We start from the raw sequence: 22,946 nt of genomic DNA on the forward strand, positions 1-22,946 counted from the left end.
CCCATGTCGACCTCGCCGCCCCCGCTGACGCTGGAAGCCGACGCCGTGACCCGGATCACGCGCTGGGTGGCGGTGGGCGCGTTGCTGGCGCTGATCGCCTTGTGCCTGGCCTGGGAGCTGTGGCTGGCGCCCACCGGCCGGCGCACGCTGGTGATCAAGGTGCTGCCGCTGCTGCTGCCGCTGGCCGGACTGCTCAAGCACCGGCTCTACACCTACCGCTGGGTCAGCCTGCTGGTCTGGCTGTACTGCGCCGAGGGCCTGGTGCGCGCCACCAGCGAGCCGGCGCCGGGCGCGACCCTGGCCATGATTGAGATCGCGCTGTGCCTGGTGCTGTTCGCGGCCTGCGCGGTGCAGGTGCGCTGGCGGCTGCAGCGGGCCAAGGCGGCCACGGCGCTGGGATGACGACCCTGCTGGACGCGCTGCGCGCCACGGTCGGCGCGGCCCACGTGCTGCACGACGGCGACCTGTCCGCCTACGAAGTCGACTGGCGCAAGCGCTACCGCGGCCGCGCGCTGGCCGTGGTCCGACCGGGCAGCACGGCCGAGGTGGCCGCGGTGGTGCGCCTGTGCCGCGAACACGGCACCAGCCTGGTCCCGCAAGGCGGCAACACCGGCCTGGTGGGCGGCGGCGTGCCCGACGACAGCGGACGCCAGGTGCTGCTGAGCCTGGGCCGGATGCAGCGCATCCGCCAGATCGATGCCGACAACCTGACCCTCACCGCCGAGGCCGGCTGTGTGCTGCAGACCCTGCAGCAGGCTGCGGGCGAGGCTGGCCTGCTGTTCCCGCTGAGCCTGGCCGCCGAGGGCAGTTGCACGATCGGCGGCAACCTGGCCAGCAATGCCGGCGGCACGCAGGTGCTGCGCTACGGCAACGCGCGCGAACTGTGCCTGGGCCTGGAGGTGGTGACCCCGCAGGGCGAGGTCTGGGACGGCCTGTCCGGGCTGCGCAAGGACAACACCGGCTACGACCTGCGCGACCTGTTCATCGGCAGCGAAGGCACGCTGGGCGTGATCACCGCGGCCACGCTGAAGCTGCACCCCCGCCCGGGCGCCACGATGACGGCACTGGCCGCTTGCGGGTCGATCGAGGCCTGCGTGGCCCTGCTGCGGCGGGCACGCCAGCGGCTGGACGCCGGGCTCACCGGCTTCGAAGTCATGGAGCGCTTCGCGCTGGACCTGGTGGCGAAGCATTTCTCCACCCTGCCCCAGCCGCTGCCCGCGGCCCGCTGGACGGTGCTGCTGGAACTGGCCGCGCCCGACGAAGCCCAGGCCCGTGCGCTGCTGGAAGCGGTGCTGGGCGAGGCCCTGGAATCGGGCGAGGTGGACGACGCCGTGGTCGCCGAGAGCCTGGCGCAGTCCCAGGCGCTGTGGCACCTGCGCGAGAGCATCCCGCTGGCCCAGGCCGAGGAAGGCCTGAACATCAAGAACGACATCGCGCTGCCGGTGTCGGCCATCCCGGGCTTCGTCACCGAGATGGCCGACACGCTGCGCGCCCTGGTGCCCGGCATCCGTCTGGTCACCTTCGGTCACCTGGGCGACGGCAATCTGCACTACAACCTGCAGGCCCCGCAGGGTGAGTCCGCGGCGGCCTTTCTGGCACAGCATGAGGCGGCGCTGAACCAGCGCGTCTATGACGCCGTCATGGCGCGAGGCGGTTCGTTCTCGGCCGAGCATGGCATCGGCGCCTTGAAGCGGGGCGAGCTGGCCCGGCGCAAATCGCCGGTGGCGCTGGGGATGATGCGGGCCATCAAGCAGGCGCTGGACCCCGACGGACTGATGAACCCGGGGCGGCTGCTGGGGCCCTGAGGCGCGCAGCCGCCCGGCAGGGGTGCGACCACTCTGCGGTGCGACCGGGCGGCCCTGCCGCGGCGCGGCGCTGCTGGGCCGAGTGGCAGGTCAGTGCGTCGGCCCGCCCGACCCCGGCGGCAGCGGCAACGCGAAGACCTCGATGCCTTCGTCGCGCAGGGCCTCGCGCTCTTGTGGCGTGGCCTGGCCACGGATGCCCCGGGCCTCGGTTTCGCCGTAGTGGATGCGGCGGGCTTCTTCCGGAAAGCGCGGGCCGACGTCCTCGGTGCGTTGCATCAGATCCTGCACGACGGCCTGCAGCGCCGACTGCAACTGGGCAGCGAGTTCGGGCTGGGCGCTGCGGGCCGGCTCGGCCGGCGGCCGCGGCTCGGCAGTCGGCGAGGGCTGAGCACCAGAGATGTTCAGCCGTGGGGCGCTGGGCAGCCGGGTGATGGCGGCGCTGGCGCACAGCGGACAGCTGAGCAGGCCCCGATCCAGCTGGTCCCGGTAGTCGTCCTCCGACGCGAACCAGCCTTCGAAACCGTGCTCGTGCTCGCAACGCAGGTTCAGGACCTTCATGCCCCGGATGATCGGTCAGAAGCCAGGTCCTGTGCAGACTGCCACTGCAATTCCCACAGACCGGCACGCCATTTCTGCAGCCACAGCAGGCCGATCAGCGACTTGGCATCGGTGAGTTCGCCGCGCGCCGCCAGGCGATCCAGTTCGGCCTCATCCACCAGACACACGTCCAGGAACTCACCGTGGTCGAGTTGCTGCTGGCCAGGCTCCAGTCCGCGCGCGAACCAGATCTCGATCAGCTCGTTCGAGTAGGCCGGCGCGTTGTGCATCAGCGCCGCGCAGGCCCATTCGCGCGCGCGGTAGCCGGTTTCCTCCAGCAATTCGCGCTGGGCACAGCGCCAGCGAGGCTCCCCGGGATCGAGCTTGCCCGCCGGGAACTCCAGCAGCACGGTCTGCAGAGGGTAGCGGCACTGCCGCTCCATCACCAGCCGGCCGTCATCGGTGATCGGCACGACCATCACCGCGCCGGGGTGGACGATATATTCGCGCGTGGCCTCGCTGCCGTCGGGCAGGCGGGCGACGTCGCAGCGCACGTCAAGGAAGCGCCCCTGCCAGACCTGGGCCGGACGCAGCGGGCGCTCGATCAGGTGCTCGTCACTCATGCGCCGCCGCCGACGCGCCGCGCCGCAGGTAGCGCCAGACGAAGCCCGGCGAGGCCAGGGTCAGCATCAGGCAGGTCCAGGCGGCGTAGAACTCCCAGCCCTGGGGCGCCCGCTGGCCCAGCGAGGCCTCCAGCGCGCTGCCCAGCAACAGGGTCAGCCCGCCGGCCACCACCAGCTCCAGCAGCCGCCAGCCGAAGGCCTTGGGCGCGCGCCGCGGCCCGACGACGAACAGGCGTTCGTTGACGAAGGGCAGGTTCGCGGCCAGCAGCGCGACCGCCACCACGAGCCAGGTGGCTGCCCCGGCGCTCATCGGATCAGCCCTGCAGCGCGGCGACGATCACGTCGCGGCACAGGGCCATCAGGCCTTGCGGCAGCAGGCCCAGCACCAGCGCGGCGGCACCATTGAGTGCCAGCAGCGCCGACACACCGGAGCCGGAGGTCAGCCCAGCGCCGGACTCGGCGGGTTGGTCGAAGTACATGACCTTGACGATGCGCAGGTAGTAGTAGGCCGCGACCAGGGACAGCAGGACCGCGACAATGGCCAGCGTGATGTAGGTGCTGTCACCGGTGGTGACCAGCGCCTGCAGCACCGCGAACTTGGCGTAGAAGCCCACCATCGGCGGCACACCGGCCAGCGAGAACATGAAGACGGTCATCACACCCGCCAGCCAGGGCGCACGCTTGGCCAGGCCGGCCAGGTCGCTGATCTCCTCGCTCTCGAAGCCCTGGCGGGCCAGCAGCATGATCAGGCCGAAGCTGCCCAGCGTGGTCAGCACATAGGTGACCACATAGAACAGCGCCGAGCTGTAGCCGTTGGCGGCCGAGGTGGTGTTGGCGGCCACCACGGTGGGCGTCAGGCCCAGCAGCATGAAGCCCAGCTGGGCGATGGCCGAGTAGGCCAGCATGCGCTTGAGGTTGGTCTGGGCGATCGCGGCGAGGTTGCCGATCAGCATCGACAGCACCGACAGCACCATCAGCATCTGCTGCCAGTCGTGGCCCAGCGTGGACAGGCCCTCGACCAGGATGCGGAAGGCGATCGCGAAGGCCGCGAACTTGGGCACGCCGCCGATCATCAGCGTGACCGCGGTGGGCGCGCCCTGGTAGACGTCGGGCACCCACATGTGGAACGGCACCACACCCAGCTTGAAGGCCAGGCCGGCCACCAGGAAGACCACGCCCAGCGTCAGCACGACCGGGTTGATCTGGCCGGCGGCCACCACCGCGTAGACCTCGGGCAGGTCCAGCTTGCCGGTGGCGCCATAGAGCATGGACATGCCGTAGAGCAGGAAACCGCTGGCCAGCGCGCCCAGCACGAAGTACTTCATCGCGGCTTCGGTGGACACGCCATGGTCGCGGCGCAGCGCCGCCATCGCGTACAGCGACAGGCTCATCAGTTCCAGGCCCACGTAGATGACCAGGAAGTTGTTGGCCGAGATCATCACCGACACGCCCAGCAGCACGAACATCGAGAGCGTGAAGAACTCGCCCTTGAGCAGGTCGCGCTCGCCCAGGTAGGGGCGTGCGTAGGCCAGCGTGGCCATCAGCGCCAGCGAGGCGCACATCGCCAGCAGGTGGCCCAGCGGGTCGGACACCACCAGGCCCTGCATGCCGTAGACCGACGCCGCCGCGCCGCTGGCGCCCAGGCCGGCCTGCATGGCGCTGGCGTGCATCAGCGCCACCACGGCCAGCGTCAGCTGGGTGAGCCAGAAGGTCGCCGTGCGCTTCGGGTCGGTGATGTAGAGGTCGATCAGTGCGATCGCGCAGGCGGCGACCAGCAGGACGATCTCGGGAGAGACAACAAGCCAGTTCATAGGATTCATGGTGTGCGCCCTGTCGTCAAGGCAGCTTGGGCTGGGCCACGTGCTTGATCAGCGCGTCCACCGAGGTGTGCATCACGTCGGTGAAGGGCTTCGGATACAGACCCATGGCCAGCACGGCGACGGCCAGCAGCGCCATCATCGCGAACTCGCGGGCGTTGATGTCGGTCAGCTCGCGCACATGGTCATTCGCGATGTCGCCGAAGTAGACCCGCTTGTACATCCACAGCGTGTAGGCGGCGCCGAAGATCAGCGCGGTGGCGGCCAGCGCGCCGATCCAGAAGTTGTACTGGACGGCGCCCAGGATCACCATCCACTCGCCGATGAAGCCCGCAGTGCCCGGCAGGCCGCAGTTGGCCATCGAGAACAGCAGCGCGAAGGCCGCGAACTTGGGCATGGTGTTGACCACGCCGCCGTAGGCTGCGATGTCGCGCGAATGCACGCGGTCATAGAGCACGCCGATCGACAGGAACATCGCGCCGGAGACGAAGCCGTGCGAGATCATCTGCACCAGACCGCCGGAGATGCCCAACTCGTTGAAGATGAAGAAGCCCAGCGTGACGAAGCCCATGTGGGCGATCGACGAATAGGCCACCAGCTTCTTCATGTCGGTCTGCACCATCGCCACGAGACCGATGTAGATCACCGCGATCAGCGACAGCGCGATGATGAACCAGGCGTACTCGCGCGAGGCATCCGGGGCGATCGGCATCGAGAAGCGCAGGAAGCCATAGGCGCCCAGCTTCAGCATGATGGCCGCAAGCACCACCGAGCCGCCGGTGGGCGCCTCGACGTGGGCGTCGGGCAGCCAGGTGTGCACCGGCCACATCGGCACCTTCACCGAGAAGGCGGCGAAGAAGGCGAAGAACAGCAGCGCCTGCGCGTTCAGCGGCAGCGGCAGCTTGTGCCATTCGAGGATCTCGAAGCTGCCACCCGACTTGGCGTACAGGTAGATCAGCGCGATCAGCATCAGCAGCGAGCCGAGCAGCGTGTAGAGGAAGAACTTGAAGGCCGCATAGACCCGCCGCGGGCCACCCCAGACGCCGATGATGATGTACATCGGGATCAGCGTGGCTTCGAAGAAAACGTAGAACAGCAGGCCATCGACGGCCGAGAACACGCCCACCATCAGGCCCGACAGGATCAGGAAGGCGCCCAGGTACTGGTGGGCACGATCGGTGATCACCTCCCAGGCCGCCATCACCACGATGATCGTGATGAAGGCGGTCAGCAGCACGAACCACACCGAGATGCCATCGACACCCAGGTGGTAGCGCACATTGAACCGCTCGATCCAGGCCAGGTTCTCCTCGAACTGCAGCGCGGCAGTGTCGAGGTGGAAGCCGGTGACCAGCGGAATGGTGATGACAAAGCTCAGGACGGCACCGGCCAGCGCGATCCAGCGGACGGCGCCCGCGTTCTCGTCACGGCCAAGTGCCAGCAGCAGGACGCCGAAGGCGATCGGCAGCCAGATGGCAACGCTCAACAGACCCATTTGTAGTTCTCCGCCCTCTGATCAACGGCCGGTCAGGCCGGGGAAATAGGGCCACAGTTGCCAGGTCATCAGACCGAACACGCCCAGCGCCATCACCAGCGCGTACCAGGACAGGTAGCCCGTCTGGACCAGTCGGGTGACGCGCGCGAGGGCGCCCACCGCCTGGGCCGAGCCATTGACCACGGCCCCATCGATCAGGGTCTGGTCACCCCCCTTCCACAGCCCGATGCCCAGGCCGCGGGCCGCACGGGCCAGGATGTTCTCGTTGATCCAGTCCATGTAGTACTTGTTCTCGAGCACGGTGATCACCGGCTTCAGCGCCTTGGCGATGGCCGCCGGGATGCCCGGGGCGACCATGTAGAAGACGTAGGCCGTGACCACGCCGCCCAGCGCCAGCCAGAAGGGCAGCGTGCTGAAGGCGTGCAGGGCCATGGCGGTGGCGCCATGGAACTCGTGCGCCAGCTCTTCCATCGCGTGGTGCGCCTCGTGGTTGACGAAGATCGCGTCCTTCAGGAAGTCGCCGAACAGCATCGGCTGGATCGTCAGGAAGCCGATCACCACCGAGGGGATGGCCAGCAGCAGCAGCGGCGCGGTGACCACCCAGGGCGATTCGTGCGGCTCGTGGTGCTCGCCGTGGTCGTCATGATGGTCATGCTCGCCCGGGAAGGGCTTGTGGTGGAAGTGCTCCTTGCCGTGGAAGACCAGGAAGTACATCCGGAACGAGTAGAAGGCGGTGACGAACACGCCCGCGATGACCGCGAACTGCGCGAAGCCGGCACCCGGCAGGTGGCTGGCAGCCACCGCCTCGATGATCGAGTCCTTCGAGTAGAAGCCGGCGAAGAACGGCGTGCCGATCAGCGCCAGCGAGCCCAGCAGCGAGGTGATCCAGGTGATGGGCATGTACTTGCGCAGACCGCCCATGTTGCGGATGTCCTGGTCATGGTGCATGCCGATGATCACCGAGCCGGCGGCCAGGAACAGCAGCGCCTTGAAGAAGGCGTGCGTCATCAGGTGGAAGACCGCCACGTTGTAGGCCGACACGCCCAGCGCCACCGTCATGTAGCCCAGCTGCGACAGCGTGGAGTAGGCGACCACGCGCTTGATGTCGTTCTGGATGATGCCCAGGAAACCCATGAACAGCGCGGTGATCGAGCCGATGACCAGCACCACGTTCAGCGCGATGTCCGACAGCTCGAACAGCGGCGACATGCGGGTGACCATGAAGATGCCGGCCGTCACCATGGTGGCGGCGTGGATCAGCGCGGAGATCGGCGTCGGGCCTTCCATGGAATCGGGCAGCCACACATGCAGCGGGAACTGCGCCGACTTGCCCATCGCACCGATGAACAGGCAGATGCAGGCCACGGCCAGCAGCGGCCAGTCGGTGCCGGGGAAGGTCCTGGCGGCCAAGTCGCCCGACTTGGCAAAGACCTCGGCGTAGTTCAGCGAGCCGGTGTAGGCCAGCAGCAGGCCGATGCCCAGGATGAAGCCGAAGTCACCGACCCGGTTCACCAGGAAGGCCTTCATGTTGGCGAAGATCGCCGTGGGCTTCTTGAACCAGAAGCCGATCAGCAGGTAGGACACCAGGCCCACCGCTTCCCAGCCGAAGAACAGCTGCAGGAAGTTGTTGCTCATGACCAGCATGAGCATCGAGAAGGTGAACAGCGAGATGTACGAGAAGAAGCGCTGGTAGCCCGGGTCCTCTTCCATGTAGCCGATGGTGTAGATGTGCACCATCAGCGACACGAAGGTCACCACGCACATCATCATCGCGGTCAGGCCGTCGACGAGGAAGCCGACCTCCATCTTCAGCGGGCCCACCGACATCCATTCGTAGATGGTGGCGTTGAAGCGCGCACCATCGACCGCCACCGACTGCAGCACCATGGCCGAGCAGATGAAGGCGACGAGAACGCCGAGGATGGTGATCAGGTGGGCACCGCGGCGGCCGACCACCTTGCCGGCCAGGCCGGCGACGATGGAGCCCACCAGCGGCGCCAGCGGCACCGTGAGCAGCAGGTTCTGGGACAGTTGTGCAGACATGGTCTTCGGGGCTCCTCTTGGCGGTCAGCCCTTCAGGGTGTCGAGTTCGTCGACCGCAATGGTCGCGCGGTTGCGGAACAGCACGACCAGGATGGCCAGGCCGATGGCCGATTCGGCCGCCGCGACAGTCAGGATGAAGAACACGAAGACCTGGCCGTGCATGTCACCCAGGAAGTGGGAGAAGGCCACGAAGTTCATGTTCACCGCCAGCAGCATCAGCTCGATCGCCATCAGCAGCACGATCAGGTTGCGGCGGTTCATGAAGATGCCCACCACCGACAGCGCGAACAGGCAGCCGCCCAGCGTCAGGTAGTGGTACAGGGTGATGCCGGCGCTCATGCCTGGCCTCCTTCCGGGGTCTTGGGCACCGAGGGCGCCTCGATCGTCGGCGCCAGCTTGACCAGGCGGACGCGGTCGGCCGGGCGGGCGCGCACCTGCTGGCTCGGGTCCTGGCCCTTGGCGTCCTTGCGCTTGCGCAGGGTCAGCGCGATGGCGGCGATCATGCCCACCAGCAGCAGCACCGCGGCCACCTGCAGCGGATACAGGTACTCGGTATAGAGCACCACGCCGAGCGCCTTGGTGTTGCCCATGGCCAGCACTTCGGGCGCCATGGGCTTGGCGTCAGGCAGGTTGAAGCCGGCCTTCATCACCAGCGCCACCTCGATCGCGATCAGCACGCCCACCAGCGCGGCCAGCGGGAAGTGCGACCAGAAGCCGGCGCGCATGGTGTCGGTGTTGATGTCGAGCATCATCACCACGAACAGGAACAGCACCATCACGGCGCCGACATACACCAGCACCAGCGTGATGGACAGGAACTCGGCCTTCAGCAGCATCCAGATGCAGGCCGCATTGAAGAAGGTGAGCACCAGGTAGAGCGCCGCGTGGACCGTGCTGCGCGAGGTGATGACCAGGAAGGCCGACACCAGCAGCACCGCGGAGAACAGGTAGAACAGGGCGGAGGTTGCGTTCATTCTTGTCAGCGCGTGGGTGACCGCATCAGCGGTACTTGGCGTCGGCCTCCTTGTTGGCGGCGATCTGCTTCTCGTAGCGGTCGCCCACGGCCAGCAGCATGTCCTTGGTGAAGTACAGGTCGCCCCGCTTCTCACCGTGGTATTCGAAGATGTGGGTCTCGACGATCGAGTCGACCGGGCAGGACTCTTCGCAGAAGCCGCAGAAGATGCACTTGGTCAGGTCGATGTCGTAGCGCGTGGTGCGGCGGGTGCCGTCGGCGCGCTCGCCGGCCTCGATGGTGATGGCCATCGCCGGGCAGACCGCTTCGCACAGCTTGCAGGCGATGCAGCGCTCCTCGCCGTTCTCATAGCGGCGCAGCGCGTGCAGGCCGCGGAAACGGGGAGACAGCGGGGTCTTCTCTTCCGGGAACTGCACGGTGATCGTGCGCGACAGGAAGTGCCGACCGGTCAGTGCCAGGCCCTTCCACAGCTCGGTCAGCAGGAAGGCGCCGAAGAAACCCTTGAGGGAGTTGTTGGTGCTCATGTGTTGGCCCTCCCCTTACTTCCAGATGTTGAAGGGCGACTGGATCCACAGACCCACGACGACCAGCCACACCAGCGTGACAGGGATGAAGATCTTCCAGCCCAGACGCATGATCTGGTCGTAGCGGTAGCGCGGGAAGGAGGCGCGCACCCAGAGGAACATCGTGACGACGACGAAGACCTTGATGCCCAGCCAGATCCAGCCCGGGATGAACGACAGCCAGCTCACCGGCGCGTCCCAGCCACCCAGGAAGAACAGCACGGTCAGCATCGAGACCAGGATCATGTTGGCGTACTCCGCGAGGAAGAACATCGCGAAGGACATGCCCGAGTACTCGATCATGTGGCCGGCCACGATCTCGGACTCGCCTTCCACCACGTCGAAGGGGTGGCGGTTGGTCTCGGCCAGGCCGGAGATGAAGTAGACGAAGAAGATCGGCAGCAGCGGCAGCCAGTTCCAGGACAGGAAGTTCAGGCCCATCGAGGCAAACGTGCCCTTCTGCTGACCGGCGACCACGTCACCCAGGTTCAGGCTGCCCGAGACCATCAGCACGATGACCAGCGCGAAGCCCATGGCGATCTCATAGGAGACCATCTGCGCCGACGCACGCAGCGCGCCCAGGAAGGCGTACTTCGAGTTGGACGCCCAGCCGGCGATGATCACGCCGTAGACCTCCATCGAGGTGATCGCCATCAGGAACAGCAGGCCGGCGTTGACGTTGGCCACCACCGCTTCCGGGCCGACCGGAATCACGGCCCAGGCGGCCAGCGCCGGCATGATGGTCATGATCGGGCCCAGGAAGAACAGGCCCTTGTTGGCGGCGGTCGGGCGGATGATCTCCTTGAAGATCAGCTTGACCGCATCGGCGATCGGCGTGAGCAGTCCGAAGGGGCCGACACGGTTGGGACCGGGACGGACCTGGGTGCGGCCGATGGCCTTGCGCTCCCACAGCGTCAGGTAGGCGACGCAGCCCATCAGCGGCGCGACCAGGACGATGATCTTGATCAGCGACCAGACCACGGCCCAGGCCGGGGCGCCCAGTGTGGCGAGACCCGATTGGTAGATGTTGTCGATCATGGTGTGTCTCGTCCTCAGGCCTTCTCGACGGTGATCGCGCCGAACATCGCGCCCAGGGTGGCGGTGGCCGGGTGGCCGGCCGCCACACGCACCGTGTTGGCGGCCAGGCTGGCATCCTCGATGGCGCCCAGCACGGCACTGGCGCCGCCCTGGCTGACGCGCACCTTGTCACCGGCCTGCAGACCCAGTTGCGCCCACAGCGCGCTGGGCAGGCCGGCGAGCACCGCTTCCTTGGCATCGGCGGTGGCCTGCAGGGCAGGCGCGCGGCGCACGATGGCGTCGGTGGCGTAGATCGACACATCGGACACGCGCTGCAGACCGGCCAGGGGGCCGACCGGCTGCGCCACCGCCGTGCTGGCGTTGGACAGTCGGGCGGCGATGCCGCTGCCGTCGCCCAGCGCTTCGGCGCGGACCTCCTCGACCGACTCCTGCGCGAAACCCGACAGGCCCAGCAGGCTGCCCAGCACGCGCAGCACCTTCCAGGCCGGGCGGCTCTCGCCCAGCGCGGGCACCACGCCCTGGAAGGTCTGCAGCCGGCCTTCGGCGTTGACATAGCTGCCGGCGGTTTCGGTGAACGGGGCGATCGGCAGCAGCACGTCGGCGTTGTCGACGCGGGCGTCCTTGAACGGGGTCAGCGCGACGACCAGCCCGGAGGCGTTCAGCGCCGCGACGGCGGCAGCGCCATCGGCGGCGTCCAGCGCCGGCTCGGTGTTCAGCAGCAGCAGCGCCTTCATCGGCTGGCTCAGCATCTGGCCGGCGTTCAGTCCGCCCTGCTGAGGCTGCGCACCGACCAGCTGGGCGCCGACCGAGTTGCCGGCCTCACCCAGCACACCGACGGTGGCGCCGGTCTGGGCGGCGATGAAGTTGGCCAGCGACAGCAGCTGGCTGGCCTGCGGGTGCTGCACGGCGGCGTTGCCCAGCAGCACGGCCTTGCGCTCGCCCGACAGCAGCGCCTGGGCGACGGCCTCGGCGGCCGCGTCCACCAGCGCGGTGGCCGGTGCGGCCACGCCCTTGGCCGAGGCCACGTAGCCGGCCACGTTGGCCAGCGACTGCACCCAGTCCGACGGGGCGGCGGTGATCTTGCCGGCCACCGGGATCGCCCAATTGCCATGCACAGCGTTCAGGCTCAGCAGCTGGCCGCCATGGCGCACGGCCTGGCGCAGGCGCTGGGCCAGCAGCGGGTGGTCCTTGCGCAGGAAGGAGCCGATCACGAAGGCCCGCTGCAGCGTGCTCAGCGAGGCGATCGAGGTGCCCAGCCAGCGCACGCCGGCAGCGGCCGTGAAGTCGGCGTGGCGGGTGCGGTGGTCGATGTTGTCCGAGCCCAGGCCGCGCACCAGCTTGGCCAGCAGGTGCAGCTCTTCATTGCTGCTGGTGGCCGAGCCGATCGCGCCGATGCCGGCGGCACCGAACTGGCCCTGAACGCTCTTCAGGCCGTCGACGACGTACTGCAGCGCGGTGTTCCAGTCGACCTCCAGCCACTGGCCGTCCTGCTTGATCATCGGACGGGTCAGGCGCTGCTCGCCGTTGAGCGCTTCATAGGAGAAGCGGTCGCGGTCCGAGATCCAGCATTCGTTGACGGCCTCGTTCTCCAGCGGCACGACACGCATCACCTTGCCGTTCTTGACCTGGACCACGAGATTGGCGCCCACGCTGTCGTGCGGGCTGACGCTCTTGCGGCGCGACAGCTCCCAGGTGCGGGCGCTGTAGCGGAAGGGCTTGCTGGTCAGCGCGCCCACCGGGCAGACGTCGATCATGTTGCCCGACAGCTCGGAATCGACCGAGTTGCCGACGAAGGTGGTGATCTCGGCGTGCTCACCGCGGTTGAGCATGCCCAGTTCCATCACCCCGGCGATCTCCTGGCCGAAGCGCACGCAGCGCGTGCAGTGGATGCAGCGGCTCATCTCCTCCATGGAGATCAGCGGGCCGACGTTCTTGTGGAACACCACGCGCTTTTCTTCCTGGTAGCGCGAGGCGGTGCCGCCGTAGCCCACGGCCAGGTCCTGCAGCTGGCACTCGCCGCCCTGGTCGCAGATCGGGCAGTCCAGCGGGTGGTTGATCAGCAGGAACTCCATCACCGACTTCTGGGCCTTGACGGCCTTGTCGGAGCGGGTGCGCACGATCATGCCCTGCGTCACCGGCGTGGCGCAGGCCGGCATCGGCTTGGGCGCCTTCTCCACATCCACCAGGCACATGCGGCAGCTGGCGGCGATCGAGAGCTTCTTGTGGTAGCAGAAGTGCGGGATGTAGGTGCCGGCTGCGTCGGCCGCATGCATCACCATGCTGCCTTCGGGAACCTGGACCTTCTTGCCGTCGAGTTCGATATCGAGCATCTTGTTCGTCCCCGCCGATCAGATGTACGCCGGGACCATGCAGGTCTTGTGTTCGACGTGGTAGGCGAATTCGTCGCGGAAGTGCTTGAGCATGCCGCGCACCGGCATCGCGGCGGCGTCGCCCAGCGCACAGATGGTGCGGCCCATGATGTTCTCGGCCACGTTGTCCAGCAGGGCCAGGTCGTCGGCACGGCCTTCGCCGTGCTCGATGCGGTTGACCAGGCGCCACAGCCAGCCCGTGCCTTCGCGGCAGGGGGTGCACTGGCCGCAGGACTCGTGCTGGTAGAAGTAGGACAGGCGCAGCAGGCTCTTGACCATGCAGCGGGTCTCGTCCATCACGATGACCGCGCCCGAGCCCAGCATCGAGCCGGCCTTGGCGATGGAGTCATAGTCCATCGTGCAGTCCATCATCACCGCCGCCGGCAGCACCGGCGCCGACGAGCCGCCGGGGATCACGGCCTTGAGCTTCCTGCCGCCCTTGACGCCACCGGCGAGTTCCAGCAGCTGGGCGAACGAGGTGCCCATCGGGATCTCGTAGTTGCCGGGCCGCTCGACGTCACCCACCATCGAGAAGATCTTGGTGCCGCCGTTGTTGGGCTTGCCGCACTCCAGGTAGGCCTGGCCGCCATTGCGGATGATCCAGGGCACCGCCGCGAAGGTCTCGGTGTTGTTGATCGTGGTGGGCTTGCCGTACAGGCCGAAGCTGGCCGGGAACGGCGGCTTGAAGCGCGGCTGGCCCTTCTTGCCTTCCAGCGATTCGAGCAGCGCGGTTTCCTCGCCGCAGATGTAGGCGCCGAAGCCGTGGTGCGCATGCAGCTGGAAGCTGAAGGCGCTGCCCAGGATGTTGGCACCCAGGTAGCCGGCGGCACGGGCTTCTTCCAGGGCCGCCTCGAAGCGCTCGTAGACCTCGAAGATCTCGCCGTGGATGTAGTTGTAGCCCACGCTGATGCCCATCGCGTAGGCGGCGATGGCCATGCCCTCGATCACGCTGTGCGGGTTGTAGCGCAGGATGTCGCGGTCCTTGCAGGTGCCCGGCTCGCCCTCGTCGGAGTTGCACACCAGGTACTTCTGGCCCGGGTAGGCGCGCGGCATGAAGCTCCACTTCAGGCCGGTGGGGAAACCGGCGCCGCCGCGGCCGCGCAGGCCCGAGGCCTTGACCTCGGCGATCACCTGGTCGGGCGTCATCGCCTCGCCGCCATCGGCGCCGAGAATCTTGCGCAGGGCCTGGTAGCCGCCGCGGGCCAGGTAGTCCTGCAGGCCCCAGTTGCGGCCGTTCAGGTCGGCATAGATCTGCGGCTGGATGTGGCGGCCGTGGAAGCAGGTCTCGAGGCCCGAGGCCTGGAAGCGCGAAAGATCAAGCGCCATGCTCAGGCCCCCTTCCCTTCGGCGGCCTTGATCGTGGCGACCAGGTCGTCGAGCTTGTCGTTGCTCATGTAGCTCAGCATCTGGCGGTCATTGACCAGCATCACCGGCGCGTCGGCGCAGGCGCCCAGGCATTCGCACTTGGCCACGGTGAACAGGCCGTCGGCGGTGGTGCCGCCGTCTTCCACACCCAGCGCCTTGCACAGGTGCTCCAGCGCGTTCTGGCCGTTGCGCAGCTGGCACGGCAGGTTGGTGCAGACGTTCAGCTTGTACTTGCCAGTGGGTTGCTGGTTGTACATGTTGTAGAAGGTGGTCACCTCGCGCACGGCGATCGGTGCCATGCCCAGGTAGGCGGCGATCTCGGCTTCGGCCTCGGCCGACACCCAGCCCTGCTCCTGCTGCACGATCGACAGGCAGGCCATCACGGCCGACTGCGCCTGCTCCTTCGGGTACTTGGCCACCTCGCGAGCGAAGCGGGCCTTCGTGGCTTCAGACAGACTCATCGATCGATCTCACCAAACACGATGTCCATGGTGCCGATGATCGCCACCGCATCGGCGATCATGTGGCCGCGCGCCATCTCGTCCAGCGCCGCCAGATGGGCGAAGCCGGGGGCGCGGATCTTCAGGCGATAGGGCTTGTTGGCACCGTCGCTGACCAGGTAGATGCCGAACTCGCCCTTGGGGTGTTCGACAGCGGCGTAGGCCTCGCCCTCGGGGACGCGGAAGCCTTCGGAGAAGAGCTTGAAGTGGTGGATCAGCTCTTCCATGCTGGTCTTCATCGCCACGCGCGAGGGCGGCGCCACCTTGTGGTTGTCGGTGATCACCGGGCCCGGGTTGGCGCGCAGCCAGTCGACGCACTGCTTGACGATGCGGTTGGACTGGCGCAGTTCCTCGACACGCACCAGGTAGCGGTCGTAGGTGTCGCCGTTGACGCCTACCGGCACGTCAAAGTCCATCTTGGCGTAGACATCGTAGGGCTGCTGCTTGCGCAGGTCCCAGGCGATGCCCGAGCCGCGCAGCATGGCGCCGGTCAGGCCCATCTGCAGCGCGCGCTCCGGCGTGACCACGCCGATGCCCACGGTGCGCTGCTTCCAGATGCGGTTCTCGGTCAGCAGGGTCTCGTACTCGTCGACCAGCTTGGGGAAGCGCGCGCAGAAGTCGTCGATGAAGTCCAGCAGCGAACCCTGGCGGTTCTTGTTGAGCTGGTCGATCGCGCGCTGGTTCTTGATCTTGCTGACCTGGTACTGCGGCATCGCGTCGGGCAGGTCGCGGTAGACGCCGCCCGGACGGAAGTATGCCGCGTGCATGCGCGCACCCGACACCGCCTCGTACATGTCGAACAGGTCCTCACGCTCGCGGAAGCAGTAGATGAGGATGTTCATCGCGCCGCAGTCCATGCCGTGGCAGCCCAGCCACAGCAGATGGTTCAGCAGGCGGGTGATCTCGGCGAACATCACGCGGATGTACTGCGCGCGCTCGGGCACCTCGATGCCCAGCAGCTTCTCGATGGCCAGGCAGTACGCGTGCTCGTTGGACATCATCGACACGTAGTCGAGGCGGTCCATGTAGGGCAGCGACTGAATGTAGGTCTTCTGCTCGGCCAGCTTCTCGGTGCCGCGGTGCAGCAGGCCGATGTGCGGGTCGGCGCGCTGGATGACCTCGCCGTCGAGCTCCAGCACCAGGCGCAGCACGCCGTGCGCGGCCGGGTGCTGGGGGCCGAAGTTCAGGGTGTAGTTCTTGATTTCTGCCATGGCGTTCGTCCCGGGCTTACTGCAGGCCGCCGTAGTGGTCTTCGCGGATCACGCGCGGCGTGATCTCGCGCGGCTCGATCGTGACCGGTTGGTAGATCACGCGCTTGGTCTCGGCGTCGTAGCGCATCTCGACGTGGCCGCTGACCGGGAAGTCCTTGCGCATCGGGTGGCCGATGAAGCCGTAGTCGGTGAGGATGCGGCGCAGGTCCTGGTGACCTTCGTAGATGATCCCGTACATGTCGAAGGACTCGCGCTCGAACCAGCTGGCCGAGTTCCAGATCGGCGTGACCGAGGCCACCACCGGGAGCTCGTCATCGGGGGCGAAGACCTTGACGCGCAGGCGCCAGTTCTTGCCCACCGACAGCAGGTGCAGCACGGTCAGGTAGCGCGGGCCGTCCCAGGGCTGGTCCTTCCAGGTGGACATGTCCAGGCCGGCCAGGTCGATCAGCTGCTCGAAAGCCAGTTCGGGGTGGTCGCGCAGCGTGGTGCAGACCGCGGCGTAGTCGGCCGCCTTGACGGTGATCGTGATCTCGCCGAGGGCGCGCTTGAAGTGGGCGATGCGCTCGCCCAGCACGGATTCGAGCGCGGCCTGCAGGGTGTCGAGTTTCTGCGTCATGAGAAGTCCCGGCTCAGGCGCGGGCGATGGTGTTTTCGCGGCGGATCTTGGCCTGCAGCTGCAGGATGCCGTAGAGCAGCGCCTCGGCCGTGGGCGGGCAGCCCGGCACGTAGACGTCGACCGGCACGATGCGGTCGCAGCCGCGCACCACCGAGTAGCTGTAGTGGTAGTAGCCGCCGCCGTTGGCGCAGGAGCCCATGCTCAGCACCCAGCGCGGTTCGGCCATCTGGTCGTAGACCTTGCGCAGCGCCGGCGCCATCTTGTTGCACAGCGTGCCGGCCACGATCATCAGGTCGGACTGACGCGGGCTGGGCCGGAACAGCATGCCGAAGCGGTCGATGTCGTAGCGCGCGGCGCCGGCATGCATCATCTCGACGGCGCAGCAGGCCAGACCGAAGGTCATGGGCCACAGCGAGCCGGTCTTGGACCAGTTCATCAGCGAGTCCACCGAGGTGGTGATGAACCCTTCCTTGAAAACGCCTTCAATACCCATGTCTTGCCTCTAGATGTCTCGTGCAGTGAGGAACGGTGGCGGCCGGGATCACTCCCAGTCCAGCGCGCCCTTCTTCCATTCGTAGGCGAAGCCCACCACGAGAATGGCCAGGAAAATCATCATCGCCCAGAAACCTGACGCCCCGATGTCTTTGAGCGCCACGGCCCAGGGGAACAAGAAGGCGATTTCGAGATCGAACAGGATGAACAGGATGGCGACCAGGTAGTAGCGCACATCGAACTTCATGCGCGCGTCCTCGAAGGCTTCGAAGCCGCACTCGTACGGGCTGTTCTTCTGGGCGTCGGGCCGCTGCGGGCCGATCAGGAAACCGATCAGCTGGGGCACGACGCCGACCGCGGCGCCCACCAGGATGAACAGGATGACGGGGAGGTAGGCTTGCAGGTCCATGATGCGCGTCGCTCGTCGTGCAGAGTCCGACGCCCGTGATCCGATCCGGCCACAAAAAAGGCGCGCTGTCCTTGGCCCATGTCTGGCCAGAACGGAGCGCGCCCCCTTTCGTTCCCTGGATCAGCTCAGGGCGCCCGGCCAGTCGCCTCTGGGCAGGCGCTGACCGATGTGTTCATGGTGCCGACGGCGAGACTCGAACTCGCACAGCTTTCGCCACTACCCCCTCAAGATAGCGTGTCTACCAATTTCACCACGTCGGCTCGTCCGGCTCGCCGGTGCCGGCCTTGACGGGGCTGCAGCACAGCCCCTCAAGACCCGCACGCAGCGGGCTTTTCAGCTGCTCGGCTGGCATGAGGATGGCTGGCCGAACAGCCTCGGATTCTAGCCCGAAATCAAGCCACTTCCTAGGGTTCCTGCTGATCTTTTCAGCGGGCCCCGGGGGGCGGTGAGGCGCTGCGGGTGGGCGGAGACGCCCACCCTGCCCGCTCACTGGTTCGGGATGGCCGGGCCGGTGGGCGCGGCGGACGCCGCGGCGGCGGCCGACGCCGGCGTGGCGGCGCTGTCCAGCACGCTGCCGCCGCTGCTGCGCGAGCCGCCCGGGTTGGCGCCGAAGGCCAGCGCCACGGTGGCGACGAAGAAGATCGTGGCGCAGACCGCGGTCGAGCGCGACAGGAAGTTGGCGCTGCCGGTGGCACCGAACAGGCTGCCCGAGGCGCCGCTGCCGAACGAGGCGCCCATGTCGGCGCCCTTGCCATGTTGCACCAGCACCAGGCCGATCATCGCGATCGCGGCCAGCAGCTGCACCACGACGATGAGGTTCATGAAGACTTGCATGTAGAGAAACTCCGCAATGGATCAGGGGCCGGCCGCGTCAACCCGCGGCTCGGCAGATGGCGACGAAGTCGGCTGCCTTCAAGGCGGCACCGCCGATCAGGCCACCGTCGATGTCGGGCTGGGCGAACAGCACCGCCGCGTTGTCGGGCTTGACGCTGCCGCCGTACAGCAGGGTCATCTGGTCGGCGCGCGGCGTGGCGGCGCGCAGCTGGGCGCGCAGCACCGCGTGCACGGCCTGGGCCTGCTCGGGCGTGGCGACCTTGCCGGTGCCGATGGCCCAGACGGGCTCATAGGCCACGACCATCTCGCCGGCGCAGTGGGCCAGCGTATGGATGACCGCCGACAGCTGGCGCTTGACGACCGCCTCGGTTTCGCCGGCCTCGCGCTGGGCCAGGGTCTCGCCGACACAGACGATGGGCGTGATGCCCTTGCCCAGCGCGGCCTTGGCCTTGTCAGCCACCAGTTGGTCGCTCTCGGCGTGGTACTGGCGGCGCTCGGAGTGGCCGACGATGACGTAGCGGCAGCCGAACTCGTGCAGCATGCCGGCCGACACCTCGCCGGTGTAGGCGCCCTGCTCATGCTGCGAGCAGTCCTGGGCACCCCAGCGAACGTCGCTGCCCGCCAGGGCCACCGCCACCTCGGACAGGTAGGGGAACGGCACGCACACGGCCACGTCGCAGCCAAAGGGCCGGGCACCGCTGATGCCGTCCAGCAACTCGGCGTTGGCCTTGTGGTTGCCGTGCATCTTCCAGTTGCCGGCCACGAGCTTGCGTCGCATGGTCTTGCTTCCTTCGAATCTAAGAATGGGTCAGGTCAGGCCCAGCGCAGCGCGATCTTGCCGACGTGCTGGCTGGACTCCATCAGCGCATGGGCCTGGGCGGCCTCGTCGGCGGCGAAGATGCGCTCGATCACCGGTCGCACCTGGCCCGAGGCCAGCAGCGGCCAGACGCGCTCGCGCAGCGCCGCGGCGATCGCGCCCTTGAAGGCCACCGGGCGCGGACGCAGCGTCGAGCCGGTGATCAGCAGGCGGCGGCGCAGCACTTCACCGGCGTTGAACTCGCTCTTCACGCCGCCCTGCACCGCGATGATCACGATGCGGCCGTCGTCGGCCAGGCAGCTCACCTCACGCGCCACGTAGTCGCCGGCCACCATGTCGAGCACCACGTCGGCACCACGGCCGCCGGTCAGGCGTTTGACTTCGGCAGCGAAGTCGGCGCTGCGGTAGTTGATCGCGTGGTCCGCCCCCAGGCGCAGGCAGGCGGCGCACTTGTCGTCAGCGCCGGCGGTGACGATCACCGTGGCGCCGAAGGCCTTGGCCAGCTGGATCGCGGTGACGCCAATGCCGCTGGCGCCGCCCTGCACCAGCAGGGTCTCGCCGGGCTGCAGGCGGCCGCGGTCGAAGACGTTGGACCAGACGGTGAAGAAGGTCTCGGGCAGGCAGGCCGCCTCGACATCGGTGAGGCCGGCGGGCACCGGCAGCACCTGCGGGATCGGCGCCACGCAGAGTTCGGCATAGCCGCCCCCGGCCACCAGCGCGCAGACGCGGTCGCCCAGCGCCAGGCCGGCTGCGGCCAGCTCGGCGGCATCGCCGCCGGCCACCACGCCGGCCACCTCCAGACCCGGCAGGTCCGAGGCGCCGGGCGGCGGCGCATAGGCGCCCTTGCGCTGCAGCACGTCCGGGCGGTTCACCCCCGAGGCGCTAACGCGGATCAAGAGCTCGCCGGCGCCCGGCACCGGGTCCGGCCGTTCAGCCGGGACCAGCACCTCAGGGCCGCCGAATTCGCGGATCGCGATGGCACGCATGGACGCCGACGCCGCCTTACTGCTGCTGCTGTTGCTGCTGCTCGGCCGCGTCGACCGGCGCGTCGCTCGGTGCCTCGACCGGGCGCTGCTCGGCGCGCTCGCGGCGCGGGCCACGGTCGCCGCGATCACCCCGGTCGCCACGGTCACGGCCGCGGTCGCCGCGGTCGTCACGGCGCGGACGCTCGAAGCGCGGCTCGTCCTCCATGCCCTCCGGACGCTCCAGCAGGGCCTTCATCGACAGCTTGATGCGGCCCTTCTCGTCGGTCTCGAGCACCTTGACCTGGACGACCTGGCCTTCCTTCAGGAAGTCCTCGACGCGCTCGACGCGCTGGTGGGCGATCTGGCTGATGTGCAGCAGGCCGTCCTTGCCCGGCAGGATGTTGACCAGGGCGCCGAAGTCCAGGATCTTGGTGACCGGGCCTTCGTAGACCTTGCCCACTTCCGCCTCGGCGGTGATCTCGGTGATGCGCTTCTTGGCGAACTCGGCCTTGTCGGCGTCGGTGGAGGCGATGGTGATGGTGCCGTCCTCGCCGATGTCGATCGTGCAGCCGGTCTCTTCGGTCAGCGCACGGATCGTGGCGCCGCCCTTGCCGATCACGTCGCGGATCTTCTCCGGGTTGATCTTCATCGTGTAGAGACGGGGCGCGAACTGCGAGACCTCGGTCTTCGCACCGCCCATGGCCTCGACCATCTTGCCCAGGATGTGCATGCGCGCTTCCTTGGCCTGCGCCAGGGCGACCTGCATGATCTCCTTGGTGATGCCCTGGATCTTGATGTCCATCTGCAGTGCGGTGATGCCGCCGGTGGTGCCGGCCACCTTGAAGTCCATGTCGCCCAGGTGATCCTCATCGCCCAGGATGTCGGTCAGCACGGCGAACTTGTTGCCTTCCTTGATCAGGCCCATGGCGATGCCGGCCACGTGGGCCTTCATCGGCACGCCCGCATCCATCAGCGCCAGGCAGCCGCCGCAGACCGACGCCATCGACGAGGAGCCGTTCGACTCGGTGATCTCCGAGACGACGCGGATGGTGTACGGGAACTCGGTCGGGTCCGGCAGGCAGGCGATCAGCGCCCGCTTGGCCAGGCGGCCGTGGCCGATCTCGCGGCGCTTGGGGCTGCCCACGCGGCCCGTTTCGCCGGTGGCGAACGGGGGCATGTTGTAGTGCAGCATGAAGCGGTCGCTGAACTCGCCGGCCAGCGCGTCGATGGTCTGCGCGTCACGCTCGGTGCCCAGCGTGGCGGCCACCAGGGCCTGGGTCTCGCCACGGGTGAACAGGGCCGAGCCGTGGGCGCGCGGCAGCACGCTGTTGCGGATCTCGATGGCACGCACGGTGCGGGTGTCGCGGCCGTCGATGCGCGGCTCGCCGGCCAGGATCTGGCCACGGACGATCTTGGCCTCGATCTCGAACAGCAGGCCGTCGACCTCGACGCTGTCGAAGGCCAGGCCTTCGGCGGTCAGCGCGGCCTTGACATTGGCGTAGGCGTCACGACAGGCCTGGGTGCGGGCCTGCTTGGAGCGGATCTGGTAGGCGGCGCGCAGCGGCTCTTCGGCCAGCGCGGTGACCTTGGCGATGAAGGGCTCGTCCTTGGCCGGGGCCTTCCAGTCCCAGACCGGCTTGCCGGCTTCACGCACCAGTTCGTGGATGGCGTTGATCGCCACCTTGCCCTGCTCGTGACCGTAGACCACGGCGCCCAGCATGACCTCTTCGCTCAGTTGGTCTGCCTCGGACTCGACCATCAGCACGGCGGCTTCGGTGCCGGCGACGACCAGATCCATCTTGGAGTCGGCCAGCTGGGTCTTGCCCGGGTTCAGCACGTACTCGCCATTGACATAGCCCACGCGGGCAGCGCCAATCGGGCCGTTGAACGGGATGCCCGAGATCGACAAGGCGGCCGAGGTGGCGATCATCGCGGCGATGTCGGCCTGGACTTCGGGGTTCAGGCTCAGCACGTGGACGACGACCTGGACTTCGTTGAAGAAGCCTTCGGGGAACAGCGGACGGATCGGACGGTCGATCAGGCGGCTGGTCAGGGTTTCCAGTTCGCTGGGGCGGCCTTCACGCTTGAAGAAGCTGCCGGGGATCTTGCCGGCGGCGTAGGTCTTCTCGATGTAGTCGACGGTCAGCGGGAAGAAGTCCTGGCCGGCCTTGGGGGCCGACTTGGCCACCACGGTGGCCAGCACCACGGTGTCTTCGATGTCGACGATGACGGCGCCGCTGGACTGGCGGGCGACTTCGCCGGTTTCCATGCGGACCTGGTGCGGCCCCCACTGGAAGCTCTTGGTGACCTTGTTGAACATGCTCATGGTTTGCTCCTTGCAGCAGTCAGGCGCCCGTTGCGGCGGCGCCGGATTCCGGGAGTTCACCTGGGCCGGGCGGTATGCCATTCCAGCGTGCGCGGCGCGCGCGAACGCTGGAATGACACGACAGTACCCCGGTGGCGGGTGGTCTCCT

Annotated in this window: 23 protein-coding genes and 1 tRNA gene; 2 read left to right on the plus strand and 22 right to left on the minus strand. The window is 67.7% G+C overall.

Annotated elements, in window-relative coordinates; genetic code table 11:
* Positions 1-3: 3 nt before the first annotated feature.
* On the plus strand, positions 4-402 hold the full coding sequence (locus KAK03_RS12710; RefSeq protein ID WP_210854329.1) for a DUF2069 domain-containing protein: 399 nt from the start codon (positions 4-6) through the stop codon (positions 400-402).
* Positions 399-1,805, plus strand: coding sequence for an FAD-binding oxidoreductase (locus tag KAK03_RS12715; RefSeq protein ID WP_210854330.1), 1,407 nt, complete (start codon positions 399-401; stop codon positions 1,803-1,805). Before KAK03_RS12710 ends, KAK03_RS12715 begins: the two co-directional genes overlap by 4 nt.
* Before the next feature lie 90 nt (positions 1,806-1,895).
* Here KAK03_RS12715 and KAK03_RS12720 read toward each other — a convergent pair whose 3' ends face one another.
* The 22 genes from KAK03_RS12720 to pnp all read right to left on the minus strand — a co-directional run bounded on the left by KAK03_RS12720 (position 1,896) and on the right by pnp (position 22,798).
* Positions 1,896-2,363: a DUF1178 family protein gene (locus tag KAK03_RS12720; protein ID WP_210854331.1), complete on the minus strand. Its 468-nt coding sequence runs from the start codon at positions 2,361-2,363 to the stop codon at positions 1,896-1,898.
* Positions 2,360-2,965, minus strand: a complete 606-nt coding sequence (locus KAK03_RS12725) for an NUDIX domain-containing protein (RefSeq protein ID WP_210854332.1) — start codon at positions 2,963-2,965, stop codon at positions 2,360-2,362. The genes KAK03_RS12720 and KAK03_RS12725 overlap by 4 nt, the downstream gene beginning before the upstream one ends.
* Positions 2,958-3,275: a DUF2818 family protein gene (locus KAK03_RS12730; protein WP_210854333.1), complete on the minus strand. Its 318-nt coding sequence runs from the start codon at positions 3,273-3,275 to the stop codon at positions 2,958-2,960. The genes KAK03_RS12725 and KAK03_RS12730 overlap by 8 nt, the downstream gene beginning before the upstream one ends.
* A 4-nt stretch (positions 3,276-3,279) precedes the next feature.
* Positions 3,280-4,785 (minus strand): NADH-quinone oxidoreductase subunit NuoN, encoded by a 1,506-nt coding sequence (gene nuoN, locus KAK03_RS12735; RefSeq protein ID WP_210854334.1) that lies wholly within the window; start codon positions 4,783-4,785, stop codon positions 3,280-3,282.
* Positions 4,786-4,801: 16 nt separating this feature from the next.
* Positions 4,802-6,277: an NADH-quinone oxidoreductase subunit M gene (locus tag KAK03_RS12740; RefSeq protein ID WP_210854335.1), complete on the minus strand. Its 1,476-nt coding sequence runs from the start codon at positions 6,275-6,277 to the stop codon at positions 4,802-4,804.
* 21 nt (positions 6,278-6,298) lie between these two features.
* Positions 6,299-8,320 carry an NADH-quinone oxidoreductase subunit L gene (gene nuoL, locus KAK03_RS12745; RefSeq protein WP_210854336.1) on the minus strand — a complete coding sequence of 674 codons (2,022 nt, stop codon included), beginning with the start codon at positions 8,318-8,320 and terminating at the stop codon, positions 6,299-6,301.
* A 24-nt stretch (positions 8,321-8,344) separates the two neighbouring features.
* A complete protein-coding gene (gene nuoK / locus KAK03_RS12750; RefSeq protein WP_210801195.1) occupies positions 8,345-8,659 on the minus strand; it encodes an NADH-quinone oxidoreductase subunit NuoK in 315 nt (104 codons plus the stop codon).
* Positions 8,656-9,294 carry an NADH-quinone oxidoreductase subunit J gene (locus KAK03_RS12755; protein ID WP_210854337.1) on the minus strand — a complete coding sequence of 213 codons (639 nt, stop codon included), beginning with the start codon at positions 9,292-9,294 and terminating at the stop codon, positions 8,656-8,658. The genes nuoK and KAK03_RS12755 overlap by 4 nt, the downstream gene beginning before the upstream one ends.
* A gap of 25 nt (positions 9,295-9,319) precedes the next feature.
* On the minus strand, positions 9,320-9,817 hold the full coding sequence (gene nuoI / locus KAK03_RS12760; RefSeq protein WP_210854338.1) for an NADH-quinone oxidoreductase subunit NuoI: 498 nt from the start codon (positions 9,815-9,817) through the stop codon (positions 9,320-9,322).
* 15 nt (positions 9,818-9,832) lie between these two features.
* Positions 9,833-10,894 carry an NADH-quinone oxidoreductase subunit NuoH gene (gene nuoH / locus KAK03_RS12765; RefSeq protein ID WP_210854339.1) on the minus strand — a complete coding sequence of 354 codons (1,062 nt, stop codon included), beginning with the start codon at positions 10,892-10,894 and terminating at the stop codon, positions 9,833-9,835.
* Between the two features lie 14 nt (positions 10,895-10,908).
* Positions 10,909-13,224 (minus strand): NADH-quinone oxidoreductase subunit NuoG, encoded by a 2,316-nt coding sequence (gene nuoG / locus KAK03_RS12770; RefSeq protein WP_210854340.1) that lies wholly within the window; start codon positions 13,222-13,224, stop codon positions 10,909-10,911.
* Positions 13,225-13,242: 18 nt separating this feature from the next.
* Positions 13,243-14,589, minus strand: coding sequence for an NADH-quinone oxidoreductase subunit NuoF (nuoF, locus tag KAK03_RS12775; RefSeq protein ID WP_210854341.1), 1,347 nt, complete (start codon positions 14,587-14,589; stop codon positions 13,243-13,245).
* 2 nt (positions 14,590-14,591) lie between these two features.
* Positions 14,592-15,089 carry an NADH-quinone oxidoreductase subunit NuoE family protein gene (locus KAK03_RS12780; RefSeq protein ID WP_210854342.1) on the minus strand — a complete coding sequence of 166 codons (498 nt, stop codon included), beginning with the start codon at positions 15,087-15,089 and terminating at the stop codon, positions 14,592-14,594.
* On the minus strand, positions 15,086-16,339 hold the full coding sequence (locus KAK03_RS12785) for an NADH-quinone oxidoreductase subunit D (RefSeq protein ID WP_210854343.1): 1,254 nt from the start codon (positions 16,337-16,339) through the stop codon (positions 15,086-15,088). Before KAK03_RS12785 ends, KAK03_RS12780 begins: the two co-directional genes overlap by 4 nt.
* A gap of 16 nt (positions 16,340-16,355) precedes the next feature.
* Positions 16,356-16,955, minus strand: coding sequence for an NADH-quinone oxidoreductase subunit C (locus tag KAK03_RS12790; protein WP_210854344.1), 600 nt, complete (start codon positions 16,953-16,955; stop codon positions 16,356-16,358).
* A 13-nt stretch (positions 16,956-16,968) separates the two neighbouring features.
* Positions 16,969-17,448: a NuoB/complex I 20 kDa subunit family protein gene (locus KAK03_RS12795; protein ID WP_210801186.1), complete on the minus strand. Its 480-nt coding sequence runs from the start codon at positions 17,446-17,448 to the stop codon at positions 16,969-16,971.
* Between the two features lie 48 nt (positions 17,449-17,496).
* A complete protein-coding gene (locus KAK03_RS12800; RefSeq protein WP_210854345.1) occupies positions 17,497-17,856 on the minus strand; it encodes an NADH-quinone oxidoreductase subunit A in 360 nt (119 codons plus the stop codon).
* Between the two features lie 175 nt (positions 17,857-18,031).
* Positions 18,032-18,116: transfer RNA gene (locus tag KAK03_RS12805), tRNA-Leu, on the minus strand.
* A gap of 226 nt (positions 18,117-18,342) precedes the next feature.
* Positions 18,343-18,690, minus strand: coding sequence for a preprotein translocase subunit SecG (gene secG, locus KAK03_RS12810; protein ID WP_210854346.1), 348 nt, complete (start codon positions 18,688-18,690; stop codon positions 18,343-18,345).
* 37 nt (positions 18,691-18,727) lie between these two features.
* Positions 18,728-19,468 (minus strand): triose-phosphate isomerase, encoded by a 741-nt coding sequence (gene tpiA, locus KAK03_RS12815; protein WP_210854347.1) that lies wholly within the window; start codon positions 19,466-19,468, stop codon positions 18,728-18,730.
* Positions 19,469-19,503: 35 nt separating this feature from the next.
* Complete coding sequence (locus KAK03_RS12820; RefSeq protein WP_210854348.1) at positions 19,504-20,493, minus strand: NAD(P)H-quinone oxidoreductase; 990 nt, start codon at positions 20,491-20,493, stop codon at positions 19,504-19,506.
* Positions 20,494-20,509: 16 nt separating this feature from the next.
* A complete protein-coding gene (gene pnp, locus KAK03_RS12825) occupies positions 20,510-22,798 on the minus strand; it encodes a polyribonucleotide nucleotidyltransferase (RefSeq protein WP_210854349.1) in 2,289 nt (762 codons plus the stop codon).
* Positions 22,799-22,946 lie beyond the last annotated feature (148 nt).

Source organism: Ideonella alba (assembly GCF_018069845.1).
Classification (GTDB): Bacteria; Pseudomonadota; Gammaproteobacteria; order Burkholderiales; family Burkholderiaceae_C; genus Ideonella; species Ideonella alba.

Bases quoted from the DNA above. Each gene is read 5' to 3' on its own strand.
- nuoG (WP_210854340.1), bottom strand. From the start codon at position 13,224: ATGCTCGATATCGAACTCGACGGCAAGAAGGTCCAGGTTCCCGAAGGC.
- KAK03_RS12795 (WP_210801186.1), bottom strand. From the start codon at position 17,448: ATGGGTATTGAAGGCGTTTTCAAGGAAGGGTTCATCACCACCTCGGTG.
- nuoF (WP_210854341.1), bottom strand. From the start codon at position 14,589: ATGGCGCTTGATCTTTCGCGCTTCCAGGCCTCGGGCCTCGAGACCTGC.
- tpiA (WP_210854347.1), bottom strand. From the start codon at position 19,468: ATGCGACGCAAGCTCGTGGCCGGCAACTGGAAGATGCACGGCAACCAC.
- KAK03_RS12715 (WP_210854330.1), top strand. From the start codon at position 399: ATGACGACCCTGCTGGACGCGCTGCGCGCCACGGTCGGCGCGGCCCAC.
- secG (WP_210854346.1), bottom strand. From the start codon at position 18,690: ATGCAAGTCTTCATGAACCTCATCGTCGTGGTGCAGCTGCTGGCCGCG.
- KAK03_RS12720 (WP_210854331.1), bottom strand. From the start codon at position 2,363: ATGAAGGTCCTGAACCTGCGTTGCGAGCACGAGCACGGTTTCGAAGGC.
- KAK03_RS12780 (WP_210854342.1), bottom strand. From the start codon at position 15,089: ATGAGTCTGTCTGAAGCCACGAAGGCCCGCTTCGCTCGCGAGGTGGCC.
- nuoL (WP_210854336.1), bottom strand. From the start codon at position 8,320: ATGTCTGCACAACTGTCCCAGAACCTGCTGCTCACGGTGCCGCTGGCG.
- nuoI (WP_210854338.1), bottom strand. From the start codon at position 9,817: ATGAGCACCAACAACTCCCTCAAGGGTTTCTTCGGCGCCTTCCTGCTG.
- KAK03_RS12785 (WP_210854343.1), bottom strand. From the start codon at position 16,339: ATGGCAGAAATCAAGAACTACACCCTGAACTTCGGCCCCCAGCACCCG.
- pnp (WP_210854349.1), bottom strand. From the start codon at position 22,798: ATGAGCATGTTCAACAAGGTCACCAAGAGCTTCCAGTGGGGGCCGCAC.
- KAK03_RS12755 (WP_210854337.1), bottom strand. From the start codon at position 9,294: ATGAACGCAACCTCCGCCCTGTTCTACCTGTTCTCCGCGGTGCTGCTG.
- KAK03_RS12800 (WP_210854345.1), bottom strand. From the start codon at position 17,856: ATGGACCTGCAAGCCTACCTCCCCGTCATCCTGTTCATCCTGGTGGGC.
- KAK03_RS12790 (WP_210854344.1), bottom strand. From the start codon at position 16,955: ATGACGCAGAAACTCGACACCCTGCAGGCCGCGCTCGAATCCGTGCTG.
- KAK03_RS12740 (WP_210854335.1), bottom strand. From the start codon at position 6,277: ATGGGTCTGTTGAGCGTTGCCATCTGGCTGCCGATCGCCTTCGGCGTC.
- nuoH (WP_210854339.1), bottom strand. From the start codon at position 10,894: ATGATCGACAACATCTACCAATCGGGTCTCGCCACACTGGGCGCCCCG.
- KAK03_RS12725 (WP_210854332.1), bottom strand. From the start codon at position 2,965: ATGAGTGACGAGCACCTGATCGAGCGCCCGCTGCGTCCGGCCCAGGTC.
- KAK03_RS12710 (WP_210854329.1), top strand. From the start codon at position 4: ATGTCGACCTCGCCGCCCCCGCTGACGCTGGAAGCCGACGCCGTGACC.
- KAK03_RS12730 (WP_210854333.1), bottom strand. From the start codon at position 3,275: ATGAGCGCCGGGGCAGCCACCTGGCTCGTGGTGGCGGTCGCGCTGCTG.
- nuoN (WP_210854334.1), bottom strand. From the start codon at position 4,785: ATGAATCCTATGAACTGGCTTGTTGTCTCTCCCGAGATCGTCCTGCTG.
- nuoK (WP_210801195.1), bottom strand. From the start codon at position 8,659: ATGAGCGCCGGCATCACCCTGTACCACTACCTGACGCTGGGCGGCTGC.
- KAK03_RS12820 (WP_210854348.1), bottom strand. From the start codon at position 20,493: ATGCGTGCCATCGCGATCCGCGAATTCGGCGGCCCTGAGGTGCTGGTC.